The sequence below is a fragment of the Streptomyces sp. CY-1 genome (genome assembly GCF_047218265.1).
In the GTDB taxonomy this organism is placed as follows: Bacteria; Actinomycetota; Actinomycetes; order Streptomycetales; family Streptomycetaceae; genus Streptomyces; species Streptomyces niphimycinicus.
In genome coordinates this window covers 3,676,174-3,699,853 of record NZ_CP178393.1, presented here as the reverse complement: position 1 = coordinate 3,699,853, position 23,680 = coordinate 3,676,174, and the positions used below count along the sequence as shown (strand labels likewise).

Here is a 23,680-nt window from a genome sequence, read left to right as displayed (position 1 = left end):
GGGCGGCGCGGTGCTGAGCCCGGAAGGCGGGGGCGTGGCGTGGCGCGGTGCTGAGCCCGGAAGGCGGGGACGTGGCGTGGCGCGGTGCTCGGCCCGGGAGGCTGGGGGAGCGTGGGGCGCGGTGCTCGGCCCGGGCGGCCCCGAGAGTGTGGGGGCGAGCGGCCCGAGAAGCCGGGGCGCATGGGGCGTGGCGCTCAGCTCGAGAAGCCCGGCAGGTGTGGGGGTATGGGGCCCGAGAATTCCGGGGGAGTGTGGGTCCCGGTGCTCAGCCGGAGATGCCGGGGGGCGTGAGGCGTGGCGGCGCTCGGCCCGAGGCGCCCGCCGTGCGTGGGGGCGAGGGGCCTGAGGGGTCCAGGGGTGAGTCGTGGCGCGGCACTCAGCCGGAGATGCCGGGGGCGTGAGGCGTGGCGCTCGGCCCGAGGCGCCCGCCGTGCGTGGGGGCGAGGGGCCTGAGGGGTCCAGGGGTGAGTCGTGGCGCGGCACTCAGCCGGAGATGTGCAGCCGCAAGGTGCCGTCGGGCAGGGGCTCGACCCGGACCTGTTCCAGGTCCCGTACATGGGCGTCCGGGGCGTGCGCCGCGGCGCGTGGGCCGACGCCGACGACCCGCATTCCGGCCGCCCGGCCCGCCGCGATGCCGACCTCCGAGTCCTCGAAGACGATGCAGTCGGCGGGGGCGAAGCCCAGCTCGGCCGCGCCCTTGAGGAAGCCCTCCGGGTCCGGCTTGCTCGCGCCGACGCACTCCGCGGTGACCCGCACCTCCGGCATCGTGAGCCCGGCGGCGCCCATCCGCGCCCCGGCGAGCCCCTTGTCGGCGGAGGTCACCAGGGCGTGCGGAAGTCCGGCCAGCGAGGCCATGAAGGCGGGCGCGCCGGGCACCGGCACGACGCCGTCGAGATCCGTGGTCTCCCACTCCAGCATCCGCTGGTTGTCGGCGAGGTTCTGCTCGACCGGCCGGTCGGGGAGGAGTACCGCCATCGTCGCGTGGCCCTGCCGCCCGTGGACGATCTGGAGCACGCTCTCCGCGTCCAGCCCCTGCTCGGCCGCCCATCGCCGCCAGCAGCGCTCGACGACGGCGTCGGAGTTGACCAGGGTGCCGTCCATGTCGAGGAGGAGTGCGCGGGCGGTGAGCGACATCGGGTCTCCTGGGCGCGTGCGCGGAAAGAAACACAAGTGGCTCCGCCCGCCGGTCAGGGGAAGCGGGCGGAACCACTTTGTTCCTTCACGATACAAAGCGTGGCCCGTATGCGCCAGGGGGGGTGCCCCCATGGCTTGTCTCCACGGCTCGTCTCGACGGCTCGTCTCTACGGCTCCTTGGTTCTGGACTCGAGGTCGCGGCGGGTGTTCTCGCCGTAGACACCGTCCGGATCGCCCGTGATGTCGTGCTGGTTCTGGTAGCTGGAGACCACCCTCCGCACCCCGGCGTCGTAGTCCCCGTCCGCGATGCCGATATAGAGCAGTAGCTGGGACAGCCGCTTCTGTAGCTCGGCCACCTCGGGCCCGCTGTCGCCCTCGCGCAGCGCGGGCGGGCCGGTGGGCCCGGGGGGATCGGACGGGGTGGAGGTCGGCGCGCCGGACGCGCTGGGTCCGGGCTTGGTCGCCGAGCCGGTCGCGGACCCCGACGCCGAGGGGTGGGCGCTGGCCGAGGGGCCGGTCTCGCTCGGGGACGCGCTCGCCCGCGTCGAGCCGGACGCGGACGGGTGGGGCGTGGCGCTCGACGACGGGGCGCCGGACGACGGGCTGCCCTCCGCAGCCGGCAGCTCCTCCTCGGCCGGCGCGCTGGCGGTGCTGTCGGCCAGCGCGCGATCGCTCCCGCCCCCGCCCCCGCCGCCACCGTCGTCCTTGTGGTCACCGCCGAGCAGCCCGGTGCCGACCGCCAGCGAACCGGCCACGGCCACGGCCGCCGCCCCCGCGAGTACGGCCGTCACGACCTTGCGCTTGCTCTTGCGGTGCCGGGCGGGGCCGGGTTCCTCCCCCGGCGCGTCCCCGCCGACGCCGATGCCGACGCCTGCGTAGGCGCCTGAGCCGACGCCTGAGCCGACGTCTGAACCGACGCCGACGTAGGCCCCCGCCCCGTCTCGGCCGGGTCTCTCCTCGACGCGGTCGATCACCCGCGTCGCGTCGGTGTCCCCCTTCTCCGCCTCCTCCTTCTCCGCCTTCTTCCTCTCCGCCTTCTCGAAGAGACGCAGATCACGCGGATCGGGCCCGCCCGGGTGCTCCTCCGAGAGCGCCAGAACGGGGTGCGGATGGGTCTGGTCGTCGGTCTCGCCTGCGGTCGCGGTGGACGCGGCGGCGCGTTCGGCACACGTACAGCCGGGCCGCCCGTTGGCGCGTGCCGGTGCGAAGCAGTGCGGGCAGGACTCTGCCGTCACGGAACTTTCCCTCCCTGGAGTTCGCAGCGATTATGCGCATCCGATCCCCTTCCGCGCAGGTGTTCGCCCGCCGTGCGGACCGGCACGGCGGGCCGTAACAGGGCATAAAGGTGAGGATGGGGTGAGGATGAAGAGGGAACGGAGGAGCGAGGAGGAGTCGCCATGGCGCGGGACGGCGGCAGCCCGGCTCCGGCCCCAGGAGCCCCCGACGCCGTGGCCCCCGGCCCGGGAGAGGGCCGGCCGCGGCGTACGGTCCTGGTGGCCATCGGCGCGCTGCTGCTCGGCATGCTGCTCGCCGCGCTCGATCAGACGATCGTCTCCACCGCGCTGCCCACGATCGTCAGCGACCTCGGCGGCCTGGAGCATCTGTCCTGGGTCGTCACCGCCTATCTGCTCGCCTCGACCGCGGCCACCCCGCTGTGGGGCAAGCTCGGCGACCAGTACGGCCGCAAGAGGCTCTTCCAGACCGCGATCGTCATCTTCCTGATCGGCTCCGCGCTGTGCGGGCTGGCCGGGAACATGGCGGAACTCATCGCCTTCCGCGCGCTCCAGGGGCTGGGCGGCGGCGGCCTCATGGTGCTGTCGATGGCCATCGTCGGCGATATCGTCCCGCCCCGTGACCGCGGCCGCTACCAGGGCCTCTTCGGCGCCGTGTTCAGCGCCGCCAGTGTGCTGGGGCCGCTGCTCGGCGGGGTGTTCGTCGACCGTCTGAGCTGGCGCTGGGTCTTCTACATCAATCTGCCCGTCGGCATCGTCGCCCTCCTCGTCGTGGCCTCCGCGCTCCAGATCCCGGTGCGCCGCACCTCGCACACCATCGACTACCTCGGCACCTTCCTGATCGCCGCGGTCGCCGCCGCCCTGGTGCTGATGACCTCCCTCGGCGGGGTCACCTACGGCTGGGGGTCCTGGCAGATCATCGGGCTCGCGGTGGTCGGCATGGCGCTGCTGGCGGCCTTCGTACGGGTGGAGTTCCGCGCGGCCGAGCCGGTGCTGCCGCTCACTCTCTTCCGCAGCCGCACCTTCACGCTGTGCGCGGTCATCGGCTTCATCGTCGGCTTCGCGATGTTCGGCAGCATGACCTATCTGCCGACCTTCCTCCAGATCGTGCAGGGCGTCTCGCCGACCACCTCCGGCCTCCACCTCCTGCCGCTGGTCCTCGGCACGCTCCTCTCCTCCACCGTCTCCGGCCATCTGGTCAGCCGCACCGGCCGCTACAAGGTCTTCCCGGTCCTGGGCACCGCGATCACCGCCATCGGCCTGCTGCTTCTGCACCAGTTGCGGGAGTCCAGCGGGGTCGCGGAGATGAGCGCGTACTTCTTCGTCTTCGGCTGCGGCCTCGGCCTGGTCATCCAGGTGCTGGTGCTGATCGTGCAGAACTCCGTCAGCTATCGGGACCTGGGCGTCGCCACCTCCGGCGCGACCTTCTTCCGCTCGATCGGCGCCTCGTTCGGCGTCTCCGTCTTCGGCACGATCTTCGCCAACAACCTCGGCCCCCAGATCGCCGACGCCCTCGCCGGACGACGCCTGCCACCCGGTATCACCCCCGGCGCCCTCAGCTCCGACCCCCGCGGCCTCGGGCGGCTGCCGCCGGTGGACCGGGCGGCGGTGCGGCACGCGTTCTCCGTCTCCATCACCGACGTCTTCCTCTACGCGGTGCCGGTCGTGCTGCTCGCCTTCGTCCTCGCCTGGTACCTCCGGGAGGAGCCGCTGCGCGGCAGCGTCACGGCGCCCGACGGCAGCGAAATACTCGCCAGCAACCCCGTCCAGCGCTCCTCGCACGAGGAATGCGCCCGGGCGCTGTCCCTGCTCGGCAGCCGGGAGGGCCGCCGGAAGATCTACGTCGACATCACCCGGCGCGCCGGGCTCGACCTCAGACCGGCCGCGAGCTGGATGCTGCTGCGCATCCACCACTACGGCTCGGTCGACCCCGCGATGCTCACGCAGCGCTCGCCCGTACCGCTGCGGGTCATCACCGAGGCGACCCGGCAGATCGAGGAGCGGGGCCTCGGCCGCCGCTACGGACTGGACCTGATCCTCACGGACGACGGCCGCGAGGTCGCGACCAGGCTCTACCGGGCCCGCGAGGCGTCCCTCGCGGAACTCCTGGGCGACTGGTGGTCACCCGACCGCCCGACCGACCTGAGCGAGCTGGTGGACGAGCTGACGCACGAGATGTGCGGCTCCGACGCGGAACAGCCGAGGGACGGCACCCCCCGCCCCGACCACCGCCGCCCCCCGCCACCGCGCACACCCTGACCGCGAGGCACATCGGGAGGCCCTTGATGAGGTAGTTGCGCCATATCAAGCATTTTGCGAAGGGGGTACCCAGACCCCCTCGGTAGCCCACCGGCCCACCGGCCCGCCGCCCGGCGACGAACCGAGGCCGCCACCCCCGGGCCCATGCTCAAAGGCGCCGAAGGCGCGAGACGAAACCCGCACCTGACCGAAGACCGCACAGCGACGCGCACACGCACAGCGACGCGCACACACACCCCGACGCGCACACGCGGCCCCCGCCTCAGCCCAGCTCCTTGACCATCCAGACCTCGGCGTACGGCCCCGTCGTGAAGGGCGGGACATCCCGGTAGCCATGCCGTGCGTACAGCGCGCGGGCCTCGACCAGGTCGAGCCGGGTGTCGAGCGCGATCCGCTCGGCTCCCAGTTCGCCCGCCGCCGTCTCGACGGCCGCGAGCAGCGCGGCGCCGCCGCCCAGCCCCCGCTTGGCGGGCCGTACGTACACCCGCTTCAGCTCCGCCGCCCGGGTCAGCCCCGTCGTACGCTCGTCCATCAGCCGCACCCCCGCACAACCGGCGAGTTCGCCGTCGTGATGCGCCAGCAGGAAGACCCCTCGCGGCGGGGCGAGATCGTCGCTGGGCATCTCCGCGAGCGCCTGCTCGATCTCCTCCGGCGTGGAGTTCCGCTCCTCGTGGAGCTGGTGGTAGCGGTCGGCGACATCGACGAGGTACTCGCGCAGCAGCATGGCCGAGACCGGATGGTCGACGGGCCGCGCGGCGACCGTCCAGCCCGTCGTCGGCTCCGTCGTCGGCTCCGTCGCGGGGGAGGCCGGGGCGCGCGAACCGGCCTGGGTACGTGGCGTGCTCGTCATGCTCGGCATCTTGGCACTCACCACCGGCCTCACGCACCGCAGTTTGAGGGCCGAAGACCGGGCTACCCGAATAGAGGAGCCCCCCGAACGCGGAGGGGGAAGCGAGCGGGAAGGCAGAAGCAGACCATGTCAACTGCTGCAATCAGCATCGTGGTTGTCGTCGCGGTCGTCCTCGCGGCCGCGCTCATCATCCGCGTCGTCCGTGCGGGCGCCAGCCGTAGGGAACGCGCTCTGCGACGCCGCTTCGGGCCCGAGTACGAACTGAACGTCGCCCAGCACGCGGGCGACACCAAGGCGGCCGAGCGGGAGCTGGAGGAACGGCTGCGGCTGTACGGCGATCTGAGGACCCAGCCCCTGCCCGGTGAGCTGCGCGAGCGGTACGTGGCCGAATGGGCGGCCGTACAGGAGATGTTCATCGAGTCCCCGGAACGCTCGGTGACCAGCGCCGACCGGCTGCTGGCCCGCCTCGCCCACGACCGCGGCTATCCGTCGGACCGTTACGAGGAGCAGGTGGCGGCGCTGTCCGTGCACCACTCCGAGCATGTCCAGGGCTACCGGCAGATCCATGACACTGCGGGCCTCGCCCGCGAGGGCCGCGCGGACACCGAGGAGCTGCGCGAGGCCGTGGTGCACGCCCGGCCGTTCTTCGAGGACCTGGTCAGGCCCCCGCACCACGGCGCCACGACCGGCGCCACGACCGGCCACGAGACCGCGCGGCAGCCCTTCGGCGAGCGGCGGAGCGGGAGCGGAGTCCGCCGGTGGCTGCCGGGGACCGGGACCGGATCCGGAACCAGGGCCGGGACGGGCCATACGCGGTTCGGTCACACCAGGAAGGGCGGCGCGTGGTGACGGACCCGACCGACCCGGCGGAGCACGACGGCCGGCGGCGCCATGGAGGGGAGAAGCATGAAGTGGCGCCGCTGTCCCAGGGAGTGGGCAACAGGGACAGCAGGGACAACAGGGAAGCGGCGGATCCGATGACGACCTGGCACTCGCCGACGCCGTCGAACGGATCGCGGCCGTCGAACGGATCGCGGCCGTCGAACGGATCGCGGCCGTCGAACGGAACGAAGCCGACGACACAGCAGCCGTCCGGGTCGTCCGCGTCGTCCGGACCGTCCGCGTCGCCCGCCGAGCAGCCGAGCACCCCGAACGGCCCCAGCTTCCCCGTGCTGCCGACAAGCGAGCACGACGTACTGGCCCAGCGGCTGCGCTACGCGGTCAGCGGCTTCGTGGACTCCCCACGCGGCGCCGTCGAGGAGGCCGATGCCCTGCTCGCGGAGGTGGCCACCCGGCTCGCCGATCTCCTGGCCGAACGCCGCGGCACGCTCCGTGCCGCCTGGCACGAGGATGACGCGGTCATCTCGGAGACGGAAGAACTCCGCCTGGCGATGCGGGGCTACCGCAATGTGCTGGAGCGCCTCATCAGCATCTGACCGCCCGACACCGCCAACACCACCACCAAACCGCCTGGCCGCCGCCCGGAGCTCCGCCGGGTGGCGGCCATGCCTCATGGCCGCCGACCGGGTCGTAAATCGGTCGTACCGGGGGCGGGCCACGGCCTACCGTGGCGCGGTTGTGATCAGGCGGGTTCAGGCAGGTTCAGGCGGGTTCAGGCAGGACCGGCCGGGGGCCGTGAAGGGGCGGGGGCGCGATGGAGCGGTACAGCGGGTGGGCCGATGAGGGGTTCGGCGGTGTCGCCGAGGTGTTCGCGCGGAACTTCGAGGAGTTTCCCGAACTCGGGGCGGCGGTCACCGTCTTCGCCGGTGGTCGCAAGGTCGTGGAGCTGTGGGGCGGGGTCGCGGACCAGGGGAGCGGGCGGGCGTGGGAGAGGGACACCGCCGTGCCGGTGTTCTCGTGCGCCAAGGGCATCGTGAGCGTCTGCGCCCACCTCCTCGCCCAGGAGGAGCGGCTGGACCTCGATGCCCCGGTGAGCCGGTACTGGCCGGAGTTCGGCCGGTACGGCAAGGAGGCGATCACCTGCCGGATGGTCCTCGGGCACCGGGCGGGGGTCCCGGTGCTCGACCGGGTGCTGACATTCGAGGAGATCGCCGACTGGGCGCCGGTGATCCGCGCCATCGAGGGGCAGCCGCCGCTGTGGGAGCCGGGTGCGTCGTACGAGTACCACGGCCATGTCTTCGGCTTCCTCATCGGCGAGGTCATCCGGCGGATCACCGGCCACACCCCGGGCGCGTACTTCCGGCAGGCCGTGGGGGATCCGCTGGGGCTGCGGGCCTGGATCGGGCTGCCGACGGCGGAGCTGGCCGGGCGGGCCCGGCTGGTCGAGGCCGAGGGGCGGCCCGGGATGCCGGGGCCCGAGCATCTGCTGACCCGCATCGTGACCATGAACGGCGCGCTGGCCTTCCCCGGCCTGGAGGAGCCGCACGGCTGGAACGACCCGGCGCTGCTCGGCATGGAGTTGCCCGGCGCGGGCGCCACCGCGTCGGCGAGCGGGCTGGCCGGGCTGTACGCGGCGGCCGTGACCGGTATCGAGGGCCGGCGGCGGCTGCTGAGCCCCGAGACCGTGACGGACGCGGTCCGCGAGCTCTCGTCCGGCAAGGGATGGCTGGGCTTCGACATGGGAGCGCGCTGGGGCTCGGGCTTTCTGCTCGACTCGCCGTCCTTCCGGCCGATGCTGGGGGAGCGCAGCTTCGGCAACGACGGGGCGGGCGGGCAATTCGCCTTCGGCGACGACGAGTTCGGGGTGGGCTTCGCCTATGTGGCCAACCGCATGATCGGCCACGGCGACGCCCGCGCCACCCGTCTCGTCGCCGCCCTGCGGGAGTCTTTGGGCGGCTGATCGGCCCCCACAAGGGGTTTCCCACCCCAGCCTCTCCGGCGTTTGAGGAGCGGGGTCCGGGGCGGAGCCCCGCCGGGGTCTGGGGCGGAGCACCAGTTGTGGGAAGGGGCGGGGAGGGGAAACAGCCGCCGCAGGCGTCACGATCCGGCGGACACCCGCTACGCCGCGCCCCACAGCTCGGTGCGGTGCGCCCCCACCAGCGCGCCGATCCGGGCCAGCGCCTCCGCGACCGGCAGCGGGTCCAGCCGGCGGCCATCCCGCAGCCGCAGGGCCACCCGGCCGTCGGCGGCCTCCCGGGCGCCCAGCACGGCCTGGTACGGGACGAGGCGGGCCTCCCGGATCCGGGCGCCCAGGCTGCCGCGTTCCGGTCCGGCCAGCTCCGCGCGCAGCCCGAGGTCCACGCACCGCCGGACGAGCGCCTCGGCGTGCGGCAGTTCGGCCTCGGAGATCGGCAGGACCATGAGCTGAGTGGGGGCGAGCCAGGCGGGGAAGGCCCCGCCGTGCTCCTCGATGAGATGGGCCACGGCCCGTTCCACACTGCCGATGATGCTGCGGTGGACCATGACCGGACGGTGCCGGGCGCCGTCCGGGCCGATGTAGCGCAGATCGAACTGCTCGGGCTGGTGGAAGTCGACCTGGACGGTGGACAGGGTGGACTCCCGGCCCGCCCCGTCGGCGACCTGTACATCGATCTTGGGACCGTAGAACGCGGCCTCGCCCTCCGCCGCCTCGTACGGCAGACCGGAGCGGTCCAGGACGTCGGTCAGCAGGGCGGTCGAGCGGCGCCACATCTCGGGGGCGGCGACGTACTTGCCGCCGGGGCCCGGGAGGGAGAGCCGATAGCGGGCCGGGGTGATGCCGAGCGCCTCGTACGCCCGGCGGATCATCTCCAGGGCCGCCGCCGCCTCGTCGGCGACCTGGTCCAGGGTGCAGAAGATATGGGCGTCATTGAGCTGGATGGCCCGGACCCGGGTCAGCCCGCCGAGCACCCCCGACAGCTCCGAACGGTACATCCCGCCCAACTCGGCCATCCGCAGCGGCAGTTCGCGGTAGCTGTGGCCGCGGGAGCGGTAGATGACCGCATGGTGGGGACACAGGCTCGGACGCAGGACGACCTGTTCCGCACCGGGCTCCGCGCCCAGGTCCATCGGGGGAAACATGTCGTCGCTGTAGTGCGACCAGTGCCCCGACAGCTCGTACAGCTCCCGCTTGCCGAGCACCGGCGAGTACACATGCCGGTAGCCCGCCCGCCGCTCGGCGTCGCGGATGTACTCCTCCAGGGTGTGCCGTACGGTCGCGCCGTCGGGCAGCCAGTACGGCAGCCCCGCGCCGATCAGCGGGTCGGTGTCGAACAGGCCCAGCTCACGGCCCAGCTTGCGGTGGTCGGACATCACGGTCTCCTCGTCGACGTGGCGGACGTCGGTGGCTGTCGGGCGAGTGACCGCACGGCGAAGCCCCGGGGCACTCGCCCCGGGGCTTCGGATCAGAACATCGATCAGCGCGCCGGGACACTCTCCGGCGTCGTCGTCATGGCAACGAGGGCAACGATGGCGACGAGGGCAGCGATGGCAGCGCGCTTCATGCCGCCGACCGTAGCAAGGCCCGACGCGGCCCGCCCGGCAATTTCTCCGGGCCCGGGCCCCGCCGGGCCGCGGGTCGCTACGCCCCCTCCGGCACCAGTTCTCCCACCGCGTCCCGCCACGCGGCCCGTGTCGCGACCGCCTGCCGCCAGCTGCGGATCGCCTTCGGGGGCATCCCGACGGCCAGCACACCGGCCACCCGGTCCCCGCAGCGGTAGACGGCCAGGAACTTCCGCTCCTCCAGGGCGCCCTCCACGATCGCGACCTCCTCATGGCCGCGCAGATGGCCATGGGCCTGGATCCGGAGGTCGTACTGGTCCGACCAGAAGTACGGCACCGGCGCGAACGGCCGCCGCTCGTCGTCCGGGCGGAGGAGGTTGCGGGCCACGGCCATGCCCTGCTCGGTGGCGTTGGTCCGGTGCTCGATCCGCATCGCCGTACCGAACAGCGGGTTGTGCCAGCGGGCCACGTCCCCCGCGCCGTACACATCCGGCGCGGCGGCGCTGTACTCGTCGCACTCCAGGCCGTCGCCCAGGGTGAGGCCACTGCCCTCCAGCCAGCCGGTGTTGGGCACCGAGCCGATCGCGATCAGCACCTCATCGGCCTCGACCAGCGTGCCGTCCGCCAGCCGCACCCCGCCGTCGGCCACCTCGGCCACCATGACGCCGGTACGCAGATCGACGCCGTGGTCGTGGTGGGCCTGGGCGAGCACCCGGCCGACCCGTTCGCCGACCGCCGGGGCCAGCGGCACCGGCGCCGGTTCCAGCAGCGTCACCTCCGTGCCGAGCCCCCGGGCGACGGCGGCGGCCTCGGCGCCGAGGAACCCGGCGCCGACCACCGCCAGCCGCCGCCCCGGGCCCAGCCGGTCCCGCAGGGCCAGGGCGTCGTCCAGGGTGCGCAGCACATGCGCGCGCTTCCCGCCGCCGCCGTTGCCGTCCCCGCCACCGTCGTCGTCGCCGTCCCCGCCGCCGGGCAGGCGGCGCGGGCGGACGCCGGTGGCGATGACCAGGCCCTCGTACGGCACCCGCGCCCCGTCGGCCAGCGCGACCGTACGGCCCGCGAGGTCGAGGCCGGTCGCGGCGACCCCGAGGCGCAGATCGAGGCCGAGCGCGTCCAGATCGGCGGGCGCGCGCAGCGGCACCCGGTCGGGCTCCCACTGCCCGCCGAGGATCTGCTTGGACAGCGGTGGCCGGTCGTACGGGTGGTACGGCTCATCGCCGATGAGCGTGATCGTGCCCTCGTACCCCTCCCGCCGCAGCGTCTCCGCCGCCGCCAGACCGGCGGCGGATCCACCGACGACCACCACCTGCTTCACTTCTCGATCACCCGTATCGCCGCCGCCGGGCAGACCACCGCGGACTCACGCACATCGGCGTGGAGTTCGGACGCGGGCCGCTCCTCCAGCAGGATCACGATGCCGTCCTCCTCCCGCTGGTCGAACACATCGGGTGCGATCATCACGCACTGACCCGACGCCACACACTTGGGAACATCGACTTCCACACGCATGGTGACTCCTTGCCTCCGCTGCTCAAGACGCCCAGGTGACGGGCAGTTCGTAGACGCCGTAGACCAAACCGTCGTCTTTGAACGGTAGTTGGTCGACCGCGGTCGCCAGCCGCAGAGTGGGGATACGGCGGTAGAGCGTGCCGTAGACCACCTGGAGCTCCACCCGGGCCAGCGGCTGGCCCAGGCACTGGTGGACGCCGAAGCCGAACGCCATGTGGCGGCGGGCGTCGCGGCCGATGTCCAGCCGCTCGGGCTCGGGGAAGACGTCCGCGTCCCAGTTGCCGGTGCCGGTGTAGACGATGATCCCGTCCCCGGCGCGGATGGTCTCGCCGCCGATCTCGATGTCCTCCCGCGCGACCCGGCGCCGGCCGTTGTGCACGATGGTCAGATAGCGCAGCAGCTCCTCGACGGCCCTGGCGACCGCCTTCGGGTCGTCGGTCTCCCGCAGGACGGCGAGCTGGTCGGGGTTCTCCAGCAGGGCCACGGTGCCGAGGGCGATCATGTTGGCGGTGGTCTCATGACCGGCGATCAGCAGCAGCACGCCCATGTTGGCGGCCTCGCGCTGGGTCAGCTCACCGGCCCTGACCCGGGCGGCCAGCTCGGAGAGCATGTCGTCGGCGGGGGCGGCGAGTTTGGCGGCGACCAGGTCGTCCAGATAGTCGGTCAGCGCCTCGTTGGCACCGACCACCTCCTCCACCGAGGAGTGCCGGTTGATCATGAGCGAGCTGTTGCGCTGGAAGAAGTCGTGGTCCTCGTACGGCACTCCGAGCAGCTTGCAGATCACCAGCGACGGCAGCGGCAGCGCGAACGCGCGCACCAGGTCGACCGGGGTCGGCCCGGCCAGCATGGAGTCGATCAGATCGTCGGTGATCCGCTGGATCTCGGGCCGCATCGCCTCGACCCGTTTGATGGCGAACGGTGCGGTGACCATCCGGCGGATCCGGGCGTGCTCGGGGTCGTCCATGGTGATGAAGGAGCGCCGCCGCCCGGCGTTCTCGCGGAAGCCGGCGCTCGCATGCGGAAAGCCGGGCCGGGTGGCCTCGGAGCTGACCCGCGGGTCGCCGAGCAGGGCGCGCTGGTCGGCGTACCGGGTCACCAGCCAGGGGGCGCTGCCGTCCCACAGCCGCACCCGTGTGACCGGCCGTTCGGTGTGCAGGGCCTGTGCGGTCGGGGGCGGGGCGAAGGGGCAGCCGGTCGCCCGCGGCATCGGGAACTCCGGAAGCGGCTCTTCCGCCTCGGCCGTGGTCTCTGCCAGCGTCTCGGTCATGTCTCTCCTCGGGAGGGGGATTCCGATGGGAGCGGAGCGTGAACCTTCGCGTCAGGGGGGACGTGAACCTTCGCGTCACGGGGACGATGACCAGCGAACCCGCTCGACCTGACGCCCTCCGGTCAGTTTCCTGACGAAACGCTGACTGTGGGCAAGGTCACAGTGATCGTGGTGCCGCGGTCCGGTGCGCTGCGCACGCTCACCTCGCCGCCGTGCCGCTCGACCACCCGCCGCACGATGGACAGGCCGAGGCCGCCGCCCAGTTCGATCCGGCCGTCCGCGGAGCGGGGGGAGGTGAGCCGGGCGATGTCGTACGGGCTCATGCCCGGCCCCTGGTCGCTGACCGACAGCTCGACGTGCGGCTGCCCACCGGACCCGGCCACCGGGCCGCGCACCGCCACGGTCACCGGGGATCCGGCGGGGGTGTGCCGCAGCGCGTTGCCCAGCAGATTGCGGATGGCGTGCCGCAGCAGGCGGTAGTCGGCGACGAGGGTCGCCCGGCCGGAGTTCTCGCGGGCGATGGGGCGATCGGGGTCGAGCAGCCCCAGATCCGCCACCGCCTCGTCGGCCACGTCCCGCAGATCCACCGGCTCCGCCTCCAGCGGCCGCACCCAGGAGGCGTCCGCGCGCGGGAACACCTGCTGGACCGCCTGGTGCATATGGTCGGCCTCGTCCTGGATCCGGCGCAGGGCGCGCACCATCAGCTCGGGGTCGTCGCTGAGCCCCTGCAAAGGGAGTTCGGCCCAGCCGCGGATGGTGGTCAGGGAGGTGCGCAGCTCATGCAGCAGGACCTCCAGCCGCTGCTGGCGCTCGTACGCGTCCTCGCCATGGCGCCGGCCGTCCCCGCGGTGCTTATCCACGCTTATCCATACGGGCGCTCGTTCCTGTTCATGGGGAGGCGAGCCGGCCGAGCCAGTAGCCGAAACCACGGCGGGTGTGGATCAGGGCGGGCTCGGTCTCGTCGACCTTGTGGCGGAGCCGGGAGACCAGCTTCTCGATGGCGTTGTCCCCGTAACGCCGGTGGTCCGCCACCCACAGATGCTCGCCGATCTGCTCCTTGGACAGCACCTGCCCCGCGTTGACCAGCAGATAGCGCAGCAGCCGGAATTCGGCCGGGGTCAGCTCCAGCGCCCGCCTGCCGCGCCGCGCCTGACGGGTCGTATCGTCCAGCAGCAGATCCGCGTAGCGCGGCGGGGGCTCCTCGCGGCGCCGGGTGCGGGTGCGCAGCAGGGCCTGCACCCGGGCCAGCACCTCGGCGATCCGGAACGGCTTGGTGACGTAGTCGTTTCCGCCGATGCCGAGGCCGGTGACCAGCGATTCCAGCGAGTCGCGGGCGGTGAGGAAGAGGACGGGCGGATGGTTCTCGTCGGCCGCGACCAGGCGGCGGCACACCGTGAAGCCGTCCAGATCGGGCAGCATCACATCGAGGATCACCAGGTCGGGGCGCTCCCGCCCGACCCGATCGAGCGCCTCTCCGCCGGTGGCCGCGGTGCCGACCCGGTAACCGGCCAGTTCGAGGGTGGTCGAGAGCAGTTCGGCGATTCTCGATTCATCGTCGACGACCAGGATGTGCTGCCCGCTGCCACGGGCGGGCGCTGGTTTCTCGCTGACACTCCCGTACACGCCATGACACTACGTGAACCGACGGTTCCGGGGCATGGGGCCCTGACCGGGACCGATGAGATCCGGACAGGGCGGACAGGGCGGGGCCCATACGGGCCGTGGGGGCGCCTGCCCCCACGGCCCGGGGCCTTTCGCTTTCCTCGGCTTTCGGCTTTGTCACCCCGCGGCTTTGGGCGATCCGAAAGTCAGCGCGGACGCCTCACCGGAATCCGCGTAACAGTGGAACCGGTTGGCCCAGGACTGTTCCTGAAGGGTCTGGACCAATGCACGGGGCACTGCCATATGCACATCGCGGCCACCGGGCTCGTCCGCCGGAGTCGGCGCGATGAGCAGGGTCCAGGGAGTGGGAAGCGCCGGGACGTCGTACCAGAAGGGCGTGCCCGCTCCGAAGTCGAGTTCGTAGAAGGGGAGCTTCGACCAGTTGTTGATGACGATGGTGTTCTCGAATTTGTCGAGCGTCATGGTGGGCAGGATGCGCTTGAGGCGGCCCGCCTCGTATTCGGCACGGAGGAACGCCGTTTCCTGGCGGATTTTCTCCTCCGTGTTCTCGGCATGGCCCGCGCGGACCGCCATGGCGACCTCGCCGAGAGGACGGGAGCGCAGTTCCGCCGCGGCCATCCCGGGCCGGGTGTTGGTGACGGTGTTGCCCCAGTAGCCGTCCGGTACGGCCCCGCCGCCGAAAGCACGGAAGTCGGCGAGGAGGCCCAGCTTTTCCTCGCTGGTGTCGGGGCGGTCCCGCAATGCGCCGAGGACTTTCCAGAGATGGGCGGTCAGCGCGTCATTGGTCGACACCCACCGCTCCGTGCCCGCGAGGTCGGCCATCGCGGCGTCCTTCATGGTGGCCAGTTCGGCGGCGGTGAAGCGGGTGGTCACCATCGTCGTCGTCTTGGCGACCATGCACAGCAGCATACGAGCCACATAGGCGGACTTCCCGCCGCGCTTGGTGACCGTGAAGTGGTCGCTGTCCGGCCGGACGCCATCGGCGACCGGCGCCGCGAGGGCGTCGATGATGGCACGGTCGTGGCCGGGTGCGGGGTACCCGAGCCCTCGATGCTCCTTCGACCAGCTCTCCATGAATCGCATATAGGAGGATCCGTCGGCCACGGCGTGGTTCATGTTGACACCGAGAACGGAGCCGCCGCCTTTCATATGGGTGAGCTTCACCGTGAAAAGCGGTGTGTCGCCGTCGACCACCTGGAGCGGGTTGATCTGACTCAGATAGCGATTGATGCCCTTTTTCGCCGTGTGGTGAGGCCCGTGATCCGGCATGGGCTGGGATGCGTATGTCTCGATGAACCGCACACCGCCGTCGTCGCAGAGCACGCTGAGACGGCCGTCGGGATCCTTCTTCATGCGGCCTGAAACCATCGGGAAGTTGCGCAGCGTTCTGCTGAGGGAGGCGCGAAGCGCTTCGCCGTCGAGCGTCTCGCGGTAGAAGAAGGTACGTGGGGTGTAGACCAATCCGATGAGCATGTCGTAGACGCTCAAACGTATGCGGTCACCGCTCGCCTCTCCGGCGCGTACGGTGGTCGATCGTTTGGTGTCGCCCTCGGTGGCAGTGGGGGATGCCATCATGTGCGCACGTTCTTTCGTTCTGTCCGAGTGTGTTTCTGGGTCGGTCTATTGACCCTACCCCCGGGCCGAGAACTGTCTCCTGGACTAGAACTTGTTTCAGGCAATTTTGAAAAACAGGCGAGCGCACCGAACTACGGTGCCGCCCGCCGGCCCCGAGGGGGCCTCGCGACCGACTGGGTGCTGCCGCGACGACACTCGCCCGCAGCGCTCCGTTAACATGATCGGACCCTCACGACGAGAGCCCCCATCGTCCGCCCTTCGCCGGAAAACGGTGCTATGCGGTATGAAGGGTGACCAATGCCCAACATCTAGCAAATCGGTCAAAGTATTGACATCTATAGCATCGCGGATGATCTCCCGGATAAGCCGCAGTACCGCGTTCACCACGTGGTGTCGACCACGGGTGATGCTGTATGTGGTGGCGAGTGCGGTGGCCCTCGGATTCTTCATCACGCTGGAGATCACCGCGCGTCGCTACGGCCTGCCGGGGCCGATGACAAATCAGGTGCAAGAGATTGTATTTGCCCCCAAATCGGGCTTTCTTTTGTACTCCGGTATGGGCTTGATGATGGTGGTGCTCACCTGGCGGGAGCGGCTCATCGCGGCCGGTGCCGCGATCGGCATCGACATCGTCATCTTCCTGGTGCGGTGGGTGGCCGACGCGAAGGTGACCGAAGGCCACCCCTTCGGCAACGGCGCGTTGTGGGTGATGCTGGGCTGTGTGGTCATCGCGGTCACGCGCCGCACCGGCCGGGAACGCGCCCTGCTGCTGAAGGGCGCCGGGCTGGGCCTGCTGCTGGTGGCCGGCCGCAAGATCGGCGATACCTGGCTGCTCATCACGGCGAAGTCCCGCCCGACGGTGCTCGATCCGTACCTGGCGACCGCCGATCACGCGCTGGGCAACCCGTCGTGGATGGCCGGCCGGATAGTCGAGGCCATGGGGCCGATCGGTGCCCATGTTCTCCACTTCGTCTACGCTCAGCTTCCGGTGGCCGCGGTCATCGTCTCGCTGTATCAACTGCGTAACGTGGCGGTCGAGCGCCGCTTCCCGGGCCACCATCTGGTGCGCACCTTTCTGGCCATCGGGCTCCTCGGGCCGGCCATCTACATGGTCTTCCCGGTGGTCGGACCGATCTTCGCCTACGGCACCGGCGCCTTCGGTACCGGCGGCGAGCTGTGGGCGACGGCCAACCTGTGGCCGCACACGCTGCCGCCCATCAGCGCCCCGCACTCGATACCGTACGACGAGATCACGCCACGCAACTGCATGCCCAGTCTGCATACGGCATGGGCCACCGCGATCTTCATCCATTCCCGCCAGGGCCCACGTCCGCTGCGCTTCGCCGGCACCTTCTGGCTGATCGCGACGCTCGCCGCGACGCTGGGATTCGGCTACCACTACGGCGTGGATCTCATCGCGGGCGTGGTCTTCGCGCTCACGATCGAGACAGCGCTGCGCTCGTTCGCACGCGGCTGGGACCGGTCCGGGATCCGGTTGGTCGCTCACGGCACGACGGTCTTCGCCGCGCTCCTGGTGTCCTATCGCTATCTGCCGACGGAGATGGCCGGACATCCGTGGCTGTTCGGACCCCTTCTTCTGCTGGCGATGGCCTCAGTGATCCACAGCTACGTACGCACCACCAGACTGTGGGAGCCCAAGGCCGCACCGGCGCTGCAACCGGAACCGCAGCCCGGGCTGGTGTGATCACTCCGCCGATCTGGGCTTTTTGCGCTGGTTTGCGTGGAAGCGCGCCTTCTTCTGGCGATTCCCGCACGTGTTCATGTCACACCATCTGCGGCTGCGGCTCTGGCTGGTGTCGAAGAAGGCGGCTTGGCAGGTCGGTGATGCGCACAAGGCCAGTCTTCCGTCTCGTTCGCCCGCGATGATGCTGATCGCGTCGGCGGCGATCACGCCGAGGGCATCTTCCACGCCGGAAGCCGAGCCGAGCCGCCATTGCCGCTTGCCCTCGGGCGTCAGGATCGCCGCGGCCCGGCCCTGAGCGCTGCGGTCGTTGATGACGTGGACGGCGGAGGCGGGGAGAGCGTCCTGGATCGCGGCCGCCGTCGCGGCGGCGTGAATCGACTCCCTCAGTTCCCGGGCGAGATCGAGCTGGGCCGTGGTGCAGGAGTCCACGGCGAGGTCGTTCACCGCCAGCCAGTCGATGAGTCGGTGCGGCGTGGGAATGCGCTCCACGGCGTCGCCGAAACGCTCCGACAGAGTCCCCGTGAAGCTGGTCGCCAGCACGCTGCCGAGGCGGAAGTCAGGGAACCGAGCACGCATGGAACCACCTTAGGGGGTTGCGGCGTGGTTCGGAGGACTGCTAGAACCGCCTTAGCCGGTTCCACGATGGCCAGGAGGTCTCATGCCCCGTCCCACCAGCGATGTGCGGGCATTTGAAGCCCACGCGACCGACGCCGACCTCGACGATCTGCGCGCGCGACTGGCCGCGGCACGGCTGCCGGAGGCCGAGACGGTCCATCGCGCCGGGCCCGACCCTCGCCGATGGGATCAGGGCGTACCGCTCGCCGACCTCGTCGATGTCGTGGACTACTGGCGCACCGGATACAAGTGGCGGTCGTTCGAAGAGCGCCTCAACCGCATCGGCCAGTTCCGCACGACCATCGATGATCTGGGAATCCACTTCCTGCACCGCCGATCCACGCGCGCGGATGCCACTCCTCTGATCTTGACGCACGGCTGGCCGGGCAGCATTGCCGAGTTCATCGATGTAGTGGACGAGCTGGCGGATCCGAAAGACGCGGACGCGCCCGCGTTCCACGTCGTGGTTCCCTCGCTGCCGGGCTTCGGCTACAGCGACAAGCCGGCCACCACCGGGTGGGGACTCGAAAAGATCGCGGCCGCATGGGTGGAACTGATGGGAAGGCTCGGCTACGGCAAGTTCGTAGCCCACGGCGGCGACTGGGGAGGTCCGATCACCACGGTCCTCGGCGGCAGGTTCCCGGAGCACGTTCTCGGCATCCACACAACGACCGCGCAGGCACCGCCCGGGTTGACCACGGAAGGGCTGACGGCGGCCGAGCGCAAGTGGACCGAGGAAACGCGCGATTTCTGGGATGGCCCCCGCGCGGCGTTCGCGAAGCAGCAGGCGACCCGACCCCAGACCATCGGTTACTCGCTCGTCGACTCACCGGTCGGGCTTCTCGCCTGGATCCTCGACAAGTTCGCCGCGTGGACGGACACCGAAGACAGCCCGTTCGAGACGATTTCCATGGACAGGTTTCTTGACAACGTCACCCTGTATTGGCTGACGCGGACCGGCGCATCGTCAGCCCGCATTTACTACGAGAGCCACCTCTCGCTCGACCCCGAACTTCGCGTCGACGTCCCGTCGGCAATCGTTGTGTATCCCTACGACATCGAGAAGTGCCCGCGCCCCTGGGCGCAGGAGCGGTACCGGCAGATCGTCCGATGGAGGTCGCCCGAATTCGGGGGACATTTCCCGTCGCTGGAGGTTCCCGAGTACTTCGTCAAGGATCTACAAGAGGGCCTCGCGGCGGTGCTGGCCGCCGGGCACTAAAGGGTGAAGGGATCCTCATTGAGCTTTTCTCCCAGGTGCTCGAGAGTATCCGTAAGGCTCGGCGGTGCACCGTTCAGCCTTTCGCGCTGCTTGGCGACGTGACCGATGAGGCGGAGGGTCCGTCCCGAGGAGATTCCGGGCGCGGCGGTGACCAGGGACCTGACGACGTCTTCCGCGTCGCGCCAGGCGTTGACGTCCAGTAAGCACTGTGCGAGCCGGGCGGATGACATACTTGCGTAGCCGGTCGCGACGCCACGCCCTGGTTGTGCGGATTGCAGTAGCCGCTCGATGGCTTTCTGTACGTCACCCGCGATCTGAAGTGCGTGACCCCAGTGGCCGTCAATTTCCCTGTCGGTCAACCACCATGACCAGTCCGGTTCGCCAACGTCGTTACCGTCCTCGATGAGCGAGCGGGCGCGTTGAAGCGACTCGATGGCATCCGATGTACGTCCCGTGCCGACCAGTCCCTTCGCTTCACGCATACGGAACATCGCCTCGACGCGCGGGGAGAGCTGCCTTCGGTTGAGTACCGACCGGGCGATGGACAGGGCCTCTTGGTTCCGTCCACGCCATTCACTGTGCATCGCCATGTTCTGAAGCGTCAGCAGGGCGATGGAGCCGTCTCCCGAGAGATTCGCGAGGAACAGCGCCTCTTGGTTGAAGCGCCGGGCGGCGCCATCTCTTTCCGCGTCAAAAAGAGCCCAGCCGGTTATTTCGGCGAGTTCGGCGGCCGCCGACTGAATGTCGCGCTCGTACCGGGGGTCGTAGTCTCCGGCTCCGAGCCGCCGATGCACGACCTTGAACGCGCGGCCTGCGGGCTCTGCGATGGATACTCCGTTGAGTTCGTTGTCCAGGACGACCAGGCGGTGGGAAGTCTCCCGGATGGCCTGTGCGAAGTCGGCTCCGCGTGCCTCGTTGAGTCTGAGTATCCGATCAGTGATGGCCGGTGATTCACCGGCTTCCGGCGAAACTGTCGGCGGTGCTACTCGTGCCGCGATTTCGGCGAGTTCCCCGTTTGTCTCGAGCAGGTTGTCCAGCGCCGTGACGAGTTGCCTCGACGGCTGCTGTTTCCCGCAGAATACGCGGGACAGATAGGCGTGGTCGTAGTTCAGATGGCGGGCGACGGCCCGAACACTCATGTCCCGGTCACGGAGCAGGTCGCGGACTCTTTGGCTGAACTCCCCGCTGTTCATGGTGACCAGAGTACGACTGTCACCACGTAGTCACCAAGTAGTCACCAACCGCGACGGCACATTCGCGGTTGTCTTGGGCGTACGTAAGGACCGAACGGGAGCGACAACGTGTCGGACACCAGCCCAGCCACCCCACCCGCGAACACGCCCAACGACGACTGCGATGTGTGCGGGGCGCTGTTACGACAGCAAGCCGAGGCAAGGCGTAACGGGGATCACAAGTGGGCGACCACCTGCCTCATCGAACTCCAGCGGCACCACGACGGACCGCCGCACACCGAGGCGGTCCGGTGAAGGGCCGCCCGATGATGACGCTGCGAGTGTCGCGGGACAGCGGGAAGACCTACGGGCCGACACGCGTGATCAGGTCCACCGAGCCCCTGATGCCGCTGGAGACGTCGGTGTGGCCGCCGTGCCAGTGCCCCCGATGCGTATCGGCACAAGTGCCCAGCCGCCAACCGGGCATGCGATAAGTTGCCCTGCCATGACCGGGTCGTCGTCCGGGTGAGCGGTCAATGGTCCTTGCGGCGTGGGAGAAGGTATCGGTTGACCAGGTCCGCCGCCGTTTGCGCGTCGTCGATCGTGATGACGAAGCGGGTTCCGCGGGTGAGTTCGAGCCAGAGCGCGTCGCCCTTCCGGAGCGAGACCGCCCGCACGCCCGGCTTCCACCGGTAGCCCCAGCCGCCGATCTCCAGGGGGCGGGTCCAGCGGGCCTTGGCACCCTTGATCCGGTCCATCGCGATGTGCTGCCGCAGGAAGGGGGCGAGAGCTGACGCCACCGTGACGCCGCGTGGGGAGACGGTGACCTTGATGGCCCCGGTGATGAGGAACGCGGCCGCCGCGAGCAGCAGGCCCAGGCTCACGCCACGGTGTGTCTTGTCGATGACGGCGAAGACGATCAGCCCCAGCCCCAGGATCGCGCCGACGGCGAGCATCCAACCGCTGGACTGGGACCGGTTCCAGACCGCCGGCGTGCTGTCGTCATCATGCGGATTCATCGACGCCTCCGTGTGAGTGTGCGACCCACGGCAACGATCGCAGCGTCGGCGGCCAAGGCCAAGGTGATGTCACCGTGCGCACAACCGGTCCAATGCCGACTGGCTCTCCTCATCCGCGGGGCGGAAGATCACCAGTCGCTGATCCGGATCTTGCAGCGGTATCAGCACTTCGAAATCCACCGCGATCACACCGGCGTCAGGATGCCGCATCACCTTGTGCCCGCGGCCGTTGACCTGGATGTCCCGCTCGGCCCACAATCGCGCGAATTCCTCGTCGCGAGTCATGAATTCGGAAATGAGGTCGGTCAGCGTCCGATCCTCCGGATGCCTGGCCCACGCCGCGCGCAGATGGGCGATTCCCTCTCGTACGACGCGTTCCCGGTCGACGTAGAACTCGCGTATCCCCGGATGCATCAGACACAGCCACATCGCATTGCGCTGCGACGGCGGCAGTGCGTCGAAATCCACCAGCAGCCTCGCCATTTCGCGGTTCCAGGCCAGGACGTCGTAGCGGTGGTTCAGCAGCATGGCCGGGAGTGGCGACAAGCCGGTGACCAAATGGGCCAGCGGCGGTGGCGCGGTGGTGGCGGGCTTGTCGGGGTCGCGGGGGCGCTGCTGGGCCAGGTTGAAGAGGTAGGCGCGCTCGACGGGGGGCAGGCGCAACGCTCGGGCCAGCGCGTCCACCACGTCCGCCGAGGGCCGCAGCCCGCGGCCCTGTTCCAGCCGCACGACGTAGTCGACGCTGACCCCGGCCAGCTCGGCGACCTCTTCGCGGCGCAGTCCCGGGGTCCGCCGGGCCTGCCGACGCGACGGCAGACCGAGATCGCGCGGGTCCAGCCGCTCGCGCCGGGCCCGCAGGAACGCGGCCAGCTCCTGTGTGGTGTCCACGGTGTGGGTCGTCATACGCGTTCCAACAGCCAGGGTGGGACTGGCGTTCCCAGGAACTTCCTTCCCTTATCCCCGGCCTGCGGCGGTCACAGCCTTGTGCTCGACAACGGATCACGAGCACAGGAGGACACGATGTCCCTCACTCTCGACACCTACCGGCCGCTGGGCCGCTCCGGGCTGCGGGTCTCACCGCTGGCGCTGGGCGCGGCGACCTTCGGCACCGAGTCGGGCTGGGGAACCGAGCAGGACGAGGCGCGCAAGCTGTTCGACCGCTACGTCGAGCGCGGCGGCAATTTCATCGACACCGCCAACACCTACAGCAATGGCAGTTCCGAGCGCATGCTGGGCGAATTCACCCGCGACAACCGCGAAAGCCTGGTGCTGGCTACCAAATACACGACGCTGCGCCGCCCCGGCGACCCGAATTCCGCGGGCAGCCACCGCAAGAGCCTGTTCACCTCGGTGGAAGCGAGTCTGCGACAGCTCAATACGGACTACATCGATCTGCTCTATCTGCACGTATGGGATTTCACGACACCGGTCGAGGAGATCCTGCGCGGTATGGACGATCTGGTCCGGCAGGGCAAGATCTTGTACGTGGCGATCTGCAACGCCCCGGCCTGGCAGATTTCCCGCATGCAGACGATCGCCGACCTGCGCGGCTGGTCGCCGCTGGTGGCGCTCCAGATCGAATACAACCTGATCGAGCGCACCGGGGAGCGTGACCTGATCCCCATGGCACGCGAGATGGGGCTGGGTGTGCTCCCGTATTCACCCCTGGCCGGCGGGGTGCTCACCGGCAAGTACAGCCGCGACGACCTGACCGCGACGCACGCCGCATCCGACGACGGCACCCGCAAGAGCTTCAACCTCGCCCTGGGCACGCTCACCGAGCGCAACCTCGCCATCGCCGATGTCGTGAAGGAGGTCGCCACGGAGCTGGGCCGCACACCCGCCCAGGTCGGGCTGGCCTGGACCCTGCGGAACCCGAGCGTGACGGCACCGATCATCGGCGCCCGCACTCCCGCGCAGTTGGAGGACAATCTGGGCGCCCTGGCGGTCGACTTCACCGCCGCCCAACTGGCCCGCCTCGACGAGGTCAGCGCGATGGGGCTCGGCTTCCCGCACGACATGCTCGCCAGTGACCACATCCGCAATGTGACGGCAGGCGACCTGAAGATCGAAACCCGCCGCTGATACCCGATCGAGCCCCGAGGGCGGCACCAGCGCCGC

20 protein-coding genes and 1 pseudogene are annotated in these 23,680 nt (G+C 70.2%); 7 read left to right on the top strand and 14 right to left on the bottom strand.

Translation table 11 applies throughout. The annotated features are described in order from the left end of the window. Positions 1 to 483 precede the first annotated feature (483 nt). Complete coding sequence (locus tag ACK1X7_RS16035; RefSeq protein ID WP_385154932.1) at positions 484 to 1,134, bottom strand: HAD-IA family hydrolase; 651 nt, start codon at positions 1,132 to 1,134, stop codon at positions 484 to 486. 167 nt (positions 1,135 to 1,301) lie between these two features. Continuing rightward, positions 1,302 to 2,369, bottom strand: a complete 1,068-nt coding sequence (locus tag ACK1X7_RS16030; protein ID WP_413115228.1) for a peptidoglycan-binding protein — start codon at positions 2,367 to 2,369, stop codon at positions 1,302 to 1,304. Between the two features lie 162 nt (positions 2,370 to 2,531). On the opposite strand from ACK1X7_RS16030, the gene ACK1X7_RS16025 reads away from it, so the two are divergent. Continuing rightward, the gene (locus ACK1X7_RS16025; RefSeq protein ID WP_385154938.1) at positions 2,532 to 4,625 is read left to right on the top strand and encodes a DHA2 family efflux MFS transporter permease subunit; all 2,094 of its coding nucleotides are present in this window, start codon (positions 2,532 to 2,534) and stop codon (positions 4,623 to 4,625) included. Between the two features lie 262 nt (positions 4,626 to 4,887). Here ACK1X7_RS16025 and ACK1X7_RS16020 read toward each other — a convergent pair whose 3' ends face one another. Beyond that, the gene (locus ACK1X7_RS16020; protein ID WP_385154941.1) at positions 4,888 to 5,475 is read right to left on the bottom strand and encodes a GNAT family N-acetyltransferase; all 588 of its coding nucleotides are present in this window, start codon (positions 5,473 to 5,475) and stop codon (positions 4,888 to 4,890) included. Positions 5,476 to 5,601: 126 nt separating this feature from the next. Here ACK1X7_RS16020 and ACK1X7_RS16015 point away from each other — a divergent pair, with 126 nt between their 5' ends. From ACK1X7_RS16015 to ACK1X7_RS16005, 3 genes are all read left to right on the top strand, one after another. Beyond that, on the top strand, positions 5,602 to 6,324 hold the full coding sequence (locus ACK1X7_RS16015) for a hypothetical protein (RefSeq protein WP_390794813.1): 723 nt from the start codon (positions 5,602 to 5,604) through the stop codon (positions 6,322 to 6,324). Beyond that, positions 6,318 to 6,911 carry a hypothetical protein gene (locus ACK1X7_RS16010; RefSeq protein ID WP_413115227.1) on the top strand — a complete coding sequence of 198 codons (594 nt, stop codon included), beginning with the start codon at positions 6,318 to 6,320 and terminating at the stop codon, positions 6,909 to 6,911. Before ACK1X7_RS16015 ends, ACK1X7_RS16010 begins: the two co-directional genes overlap by 7 nt. A gap of 218 nt (positions 6,912 to 7,129) precedes the next feature. Continuing rightward, positions 7,130 to 8,275: a serine hydrolase domain-containing protein gene (locus ACK1X7_RS16005; RefSeq protein ID WP_413115226.1), complete on the top strand. Its 1,146-nt coding sequence runs from the start codon at positions 7,130 to 7,132 to the stop codon at positions 8,273 to 8,275. Between the two features lie 158 nt (positions 8,276 to 8,433). Here ACK1X7_RS16005 and thrS read toward each other — a convergent pair. The 7 genes and pseudogenes from thrS to ACK1X7_RS15970 form a co-directional block, all read right to left on the bottom strand. Continuing rightward, positions 8,434 to 9,672 (bottom strand): annotated as a pseudogene (thrS, locus tag ACK1X7_RS16000) (threonine--tRNA ligase); the annotation flags it as partial. 262 nt (positions 9,673 to 9,934) lie between these two features. Next, positions 9,935 to 11,170 carry an NAD(P)/FAD-dependent oxidoreductase gene (locus tag ACK1X7_RS15995; RefSeq protein ID WP_413115225.1) on the bottom strand — a complete coding sequence of 412 codons (1,236 nt, stop codon included), beginning with the start codon at positions 11,168 to 11,170 and terminating at the stop codon, positions 9,935 to 9,937. Further along, a complete protein-coding gene (locus ACK1X7_RS15990) occupies positions 11,167 to 11,364 on the bottom strand; it encodes a ferredoxin (RefSeq protein ID WP_385143717.1) in 198 nt (65 codons plus the stop codon). Before ACK1X7_RS15990 ends, ACK1X7_RS15995 begins: the two co-directional genes overlap by 4 nt. A gap of 22 nt (positions 11,365 to 11,386) precedes the next feature. Continuing rightward, entirely contained in the window at positions 11,387 to 12,631 is a 1,245-nt protein-coding gene (locus ACK1X7_RS15985) for a cytochrome P450 (protein ID WP_385143719.1), read from the bottom strand. A 122-nt stretch (positions 12,632 to 12,753) separates the two neighbouring features. Beyond that, positions 12,754 to 13,491 (bottom strand): sensor histidine kinase, encoded by a 738-nt coding sequence (locus tag ACK1X7_RS15980; protein ID WP_385143721.1) that lies wholly within the window; start codon positions 13,489 to 13,491, stop codon positions 12,754 to 12,756. Between the two features lie 28 nt (positions 13,492 to 13,519). Next, entirely contained in the window at positions 13,520 to 14,254 is a 735-nt protein-coding gene (locus ACK1X7_RS15975; protein ID WP_385143723.1) for a response regulator transcription factor, read from the bottom strand. Positions 14,255 to 14,410: 156 nt separating this feature from the next. Continuing rightward, positions 14,411 to 15,829 (bottom strand): acyltransferase, encoded by a 1,419-nt coding sequence (locus tag ACK1X7_RS15970; RefSeq protein WP_390794816.1) that lies wholly within the window; start codon positions 15,827 to 15,829, stop codon positions 14,411 to 14,413. Between the two features lie 406 nt (positions 15,830 to 16,235). Between ACK1X7_RS15970 and ACK1X7_RS15965 the strand changes: the two genes are divergently transcribed. Then, the gene (locus tag ACK1X7_RS15965) at positions 16,236 to 17,534 is read left to right on the top strand and encodes a phosphatase PAP2 family protein (RefSeq protein ID WP_385143727.1); all 1,299 of its coding nucleotides are present in this window, start codon (positions 16,236 to 16,238) and stop codon (positions 17,532 to 17,534) included. On the opposite strand, the gene ACK1X7_RS15960 is transcribed toward ACK1X7_RS15965, so the two are convergent. Beyond that, positions 17,535 to 18,110 (bottom strand): CGNR zinc finger domain-containing protein, encoded by a 576-nt coding sequence (locus tag ACK1X7_RS15960; protein ID WP_385143729.1) that lies wholly within the window; start codon positions 18,108 to 18,110, stop codon positions 17,535 to 17,537. A gap of 82 nt (positions 18,111 to 18,192) precedes the next feature. On the opposite strand from ACK1X7_RS15960, the gene ACK1X7_RS15955 reads away from it, so the two are divergent. Then, positions 18,193 to 19,368, top strand: a complete 1,176-nt coding sequence (locus tag ACK1X7_RS15955; RefSeq protein ID WP_413115224.1) for an epoxide hydrolase family protein — start codon at positions 18,193 to 18,195, stop codon at positions 19,366 to 19,368. Here ACK1X7_RS15955 and ACK1X7_RS15950 read toward each other — a convergent pair. The 3 genes from ACK1X7_RS15950 to ACK1X7_RS15940 all read right to left on the bottom strand — a co-directional run bounded on the left by ACK1X7_RS15950 (position 19,365) and on the right by ACK1X7_RS15940 (position 22,462). Then, positions 19,365 to 20,561, bottom strand: a complete 1,197-nt coding sequence (locus ACK1X7_RS15950; protein ID WP_413115223.1) for a helix-turn-helix domain-containing protein — start codon at positions 20,559 to 20,561, stop codon at positions 19,365 to 19,367. The genes ACK1X7_RS15955 and ACK1X7_RS15950 overlap by 4 nt on opposite strands. 512 nt (positions 20,562 to 21,073) lie before the next feature. Further along, positions 21,074 to 21,559 carry a hypothetical protein gene (locus ACK1X7_RS15945; protein ID WP_390794820.1) on the bottom strand — a complete coding sequence of 162 codons (486 nt, stop codon included), beginning with the start codon at positions 21,557 to 21,559 and terminating at the stop codon, positions 21,074 to 21,076. 69 nt (positions 21,560 to 21,628) lie between these two features. Beyond that, positions 21,629 to 22,462, bottom strand: coding sequence for a helix-turn-helix transcriptional regulator (locus ACK1X7_RS15940; protein ID WP_385143739.1), 834 nt, complete (start codon positions 22,460 to 22,462; stop codon positions 21,629 to 21,631). A gap of 117 nt (positions 22,463 to 22,579) precedes the next feature. On the opposite strand from ACK1X7_RS15940, the gene ACK1X7_RS15935 reads away from it, so the two are divergent. Beyond that, entirely contained in the window at positions 22,580 to 23,644 is a 1,065-nt protein-coding gene (locus ACK1X7_RS15935; protein ID WP_413115222.1) for an aldo/keto reductase, read from the top strand. Positions 23,645 to 23,680: the final 36 nt, after the last annotated feature.